Genomic DNA, 3,191 nt, shown 5'->3' with positions numbered 1-3,191 from the left:
CTATATACTTGTAGTTCATCTCAGGTGCCCAAAAGTCAAACAAGTGTAGGGCTAAAAATCCTAGAACAACTACCCCTGTAATAATCATATTACGAGACATCCAAGAGGCATTGGCAGCTCCATTGTAACTGTAATAAGGTTGGCTTCCTCTTGCTCTTTTGTTCTGAAGCTCTAGAATAAAGCCCATTACGAAGTGGAAGATAACCCCAACTAAGAGAACAGGTTGCATAGCAAACTGAATTAAGGGGTTGGTTCCCATAAAATGGGAGAGCATATTGAACGTACTCGGACTTAGCACTGACATAAAGTTCACCGCTAAGTGAATCACTAGGAAAATAATGAGGAAAAATGCCGATAATGCCATCGCCACTTTTCTTGCTACTGATGTTTTGAATATTTGCATATTTTTAAAAAATAATTCTGTTTTTGAATCCGTTAGAGTGTGTTTAAAATCTGCAACAAATGTACGTTTTTTTCTCTTTATTTACAATTAAAAAAAGTATTTTCAGCTAATTTATAGTTAGTTTAAATAGAGAAAAAGAAAGTGCTTGTTTCTAATTTTGATTAACAAAAATATTAAAGAATGTATAAAATATATTAACGGTTGGGTAATATGTATTTTTTTCGTACATTTGTCACAAATAATCAAAATTTTGTATGCAGATGAGAACCTATATATTCCCAAGCCTTCTGTGTTTGTTCTTAGCAAGTTGTGGAAATAATCACTATAATCCTCCCTTAAGCTCTAAACTCTCTGTTTCAATGGAAGAAGTAGCTTATGATTCCTATATGGCATCACCACAAGGCAACGAAACTTTTCAAAAGATTCACGAGAATACTTTTGTAGAAGTCGCCAATCAGCCTGTTTCTACATTCTCTGTGGATGTAGATAGGGCAGCCTATAGTAATATTCGAAGAATGATTAGCAATGGTTCTCTTCCTCCTAAAGACGCTGTGAGAATAGAGGAGATGATCAATTATTTTGATTATGATTATCCAGCACCCTCCTCTCAAACACGTTCTCCATTACAGGTAAGCCCAGAGGTGTCTGTGGCTCCTTGGGATTCTTCTCACTTATTATTGAGAATAGGCTTACAGGCTAAGAAGATAGATCTTTCTAAGGCTCCTAATTCGAATATAGTATTCCTTATAGATGTTTCAGGCTCAATGTATGACCAAAATAAGCTCCCGCTATTGAAATCTTCTTTGAAAATGCTCTTAGGTAAGCTCAAGGCAGAGGATAAGGTAAGTATAGTTACCTATGCAAGTGGTACAGCAGTAGGTCTTAAGCCTACTTCAGTTAGGGAACGTGAGCAAATAGAAAAAGTACTTGATGGCTTAGAAGCCTCAGGAGGTACCTCAGGATCAAAAGGAATCCAGCTTGCCTATAAGCAAGCTCAAGAAGCTTTTATAAAGAATGGGAATAATAGAATTATACTGGCTACCGATGGTGATTTTAATATAGGAATCAATAACCCTAATGACCTGAAAGAATTCATTGAAAAACAAAGAGAAAGTGGCATCTATTTGACTGTATTAGGATTTGGAATGGGAAATTATCGCGATGATATGGTAGAAACACTTGCCAATAGTGGGAATGGGAATTATGCCTATATTGATAATATAATGGAGGCTAAGAAAGTACTCATTAATGAATTTGGAGGGACACTTTTTACAGTGGCTAAGGATGTGAAGTTACAAGCGGAGTTTAATCCTAAGTATGTAAAATCTTATAAATTAATCGGTTATGAAAATAGGATGCTTGCTAATGAAGATTTCATAGATGATAAAAAGGATGCAGGGGAAATAGGCTCAGGACATACGATTACAGCTATTTATGAGGTAATTCCTTCCCAAGGAGAGATTGCTCAGTCGCTCCGTTACCAAACACAACAGCTTAATGAAAAAGGTAAAGGTAATGAGATGGCTTTTTTAAAAATTCGCTATAAGGATCCCAAAGAAAAAGGAGGGCAGAGCGTAGAAGTAACAGAGCCTCTATTCTATACACCTAAGGAATATACACAAGCGACAGAGGATTTTCGTTTTGCGATGAGTGTAGCAGAATTTGGGTTATTATTAAGGGAATCTTCTGATAAGGGAGCCTCTTCTTATGAGCAGGTATTAGAGCTAGGTAAGAATGCGATAGGAAAAGATGAAGAGGGATATAGGAAGGAATTTGTACGATTAGTGGAGAGCGCAAAGTTATTATCAGAACAAAAAATGAAAAAAGAATAAAATTATTTGGTCAGTTGGAAAAAAAGTTATACCTTTGCACCCAGAAATCGCGGGATAGAGCAGTAGGTAGCTCGTCGGGCTCATAACCCGAAGGTCACTGGTTCGAGTCCAGTTCCCGCTACAAAATAAGCGTAACTAATTAATATTCAATTAGTTGCGCTTAAATTCTTTAAAATTGAGTGCCAAATTTGTGCCAAGTTCTCCTCTCTTATGTATCTGAGGAATTTGGCATAAAAAAAAATGGACAAAACTACCAAAATTGCACCCAAGCGGATAGCTTTTATAGACTACAAGCCCGCTGAGCTAAGAGACAACAAGTCTTGGTACATCGAGTACTATGCTAAAAATCCTCTTACAGAGAAGTTAGACCGTTTCCGTAATCGTGTTCCTGTAATGAAATCGGTACAGGAAAGGCGTAAGTATGCCAAGAAAATGATACTTGCTATCAATCAGAAGTTAGAGACTGGTTGGTCGCCTTTCTATGAAAATCCAAGCAACCAATATAAATCTTTAGAAGATAGTTTTTCTTTATTCCTCAAGCAGTTAGAAAAAGAAGTAACGGATGGCATAAAACGCCCTGACACTTTGCGCTCGTGGAAGTCCTTTTTTAGCAATATTAGTGCCTATATAAAGGAAAAACATTTAGATATAAAGTTCGTCCTAAATATAGATTTCTTATTTGTAAATAATTTCCTTGATTATATCTATTACGATAAGAAAAATAGCCCACGAACCTATAATAACTACCTTGCCTATATGAAAGGCTTTTTTGAGTGGGCAAAGCTCAAAGGATATGCCAAGCAAAACCCAGCAGAGGGAATAAAATCAAAACCCAAGGTACAAAAGAAACGTGAGCCACTCACTAACGAAGTAAAGGAATGTATCAAGGAATTACAAAATATTGATTTTCCTTTCTTCGTGTGCTGTATGATGACTTACTTTTGCCTTATTCGCCG

At 36.5% G+C, this 3,191-nt stretch carries 2 protein-coding genes, 1 tRNA gene and 1 pseudogene; 3 read left to right on the top strand and 1 reads right to left on the bottom strand.

The annotated features are described in order from the left end of the window. Positions 1-403: pseudogene (locus RYK20_RS10830) on the bottom strand (succinate dehydrogenase); the annotation flags it as partial. A 359-nt stretch (positions 404-762) separates the two neighbouring features. On the opposite strand from RYK20_RS10830, the gene RYK20_RS10825 reads away from it, so the two are divergent. From RYK20_RS10825 to RYK20_RS10815, 3 genes are all read left to right on the top strand, one after another. Further along, positions 763-2,235, top strand: a complete 1,473-nt coding sequence (locus RYK20_RS10825) for a VWA domain-containing protein (protein ID WP_314895433.1) — start codon at positions 763-765, stop codon at positions 2,233-2,235. 48 nt (positions 2,236-2,283) lie between these two features. Next, positions 2,284-2,356: transfer RNA gene (locus RYK20_RS10820), tRNA-Met, on the top strand. 119 nt (positions 2,357-2,475) lie between these two features. Beyond that, a partial coding sequence (locus RYK20_RS10815) for a phage integrase SAM-like domain-containing protein (RefSeq protein ID WP_314895432.1) occupies positions 2,476-3,191 on the top strand: 716 nt, incomplete at its 3' end.

This window comes from uncultured Capnocytophaga sp. (assembly GCF_963525585.1).
Lineage (GTDB): Bacteria > Bacteroidota > Bacteroidia > Flavobacteriales > Flavobacteriaceae > Capnocytophaga.
The sequence above is the reverse complement of the archived record's forward strand: the minus strand, read 5'-3'. Positions and strand labels throughout refer to the sequence as shown.

Coding starts and splice junctions, on each gene's coding strand:
- RYK20_RS10825 (WP_314895433.1), top strand. CDS start 763: ATGGAAGAAGTAGCTTATGATTCCTATATGGCATCACCACAAGGCAAC.